The sequence below is a fragment of the Mesorhizobium sp. M1006 genome (assembly GCF_040318825.1).
GTDB lineage: Bacteria > Pseudomonadota > Alphaproteobacteria > Rhizobiales > Rhizobiaceae > Mesorhizobium.
This window is the reverse complement of sequence record NZ_JAMYMZ010000149.1, coordinates 1-866: the sequence shown is the minus strand read 5'-3', so window position 1 is coordinate 866 and position 866 is coordinate 1. Positions and strand designations below refer to the sequence as shown.

Here is an 866-nt window from a genome sequence, read left to right as displayed (position 1 = left end):
CAGCGCTGATCCAGTTCGCGGAGTCTTCGCCCATGCCGTTCGTCAATGGCATCAAGGCTTCGCGGGAGCGTGTCGTCGCTCGGGACGACGAAGATCGCCAGAGCTTCCTGCGCAAGCGCGGCTTCTCCAAGGCGGAGACGACGAAGATCATCGATGCCGTGCTTTCGGAGGAAGGGCACCCGCCCGCCTCGATTTTCGACTTCGTGCAGGGCATTACACGGGTGGCGCGCGACAAGCCGCATCAGGATGTTCGCCTGGAGATGGAGGGCAAGGCCAAGAAGCTTCTCGATCTGGCAGCATGATACTGCAATGCTGCGCGCGGCGGGAGTAGGTAACGTCACCGGGCTGCTGATGCCGCCAGTTTCGAACATGTGCATCGCTGCGGCGCAGCACACGGCCTGCGCTGCCGGTCTGGCAAACACACCTCTCAGGTCTAGGTGTGCGCTGCACAGATCGCAATGCTGCTATGCACAATTAATGCTTCTCGGGAGCGTGGAAGGGAGTAGGTTGTCGGTATCAAGTTTCGTCCGGGTCACCTCCTCCCGACCTCGGCGATCAGGGACGGCATTTATTCCTCCCGAATGCTGTCGTCCAAATCAAGCCCGCCGCACCTCCTCCCGCGGCGGGCTTTTTCGTTGTGCGAGCGGCGGCTTCTTCCAGCCCGATGAAGGAAACGAACGCGGAGGGTCCGTCAATCGGGGCGGTTGAACCGTTCGATGGTGATGGTACGCGCGACATCCACCGTAATCTCCAGCACTTCGTTCCATGCCTCCTCGCCACCGAGCTCCGAAAGGGCGAGATGAAAGAGCCTGTGCTGGAGATCGAGGCTCATCAGGCCAGGGGCGGTGTTGAAGGCGACCAGCCCG

At 61.4% G+C, this 866-nt stretch carries 1 pseudogene; it reads left to right on the top strand.

The features are described 5' to 3' along the window. Positions 1 to 302: pseudogene (locus NKH60_RS34975) on the top strand (hypothetical protein); the annotation flags it as partial. Positions 303 to 866 lie beyond the last annotated feature (564 nt).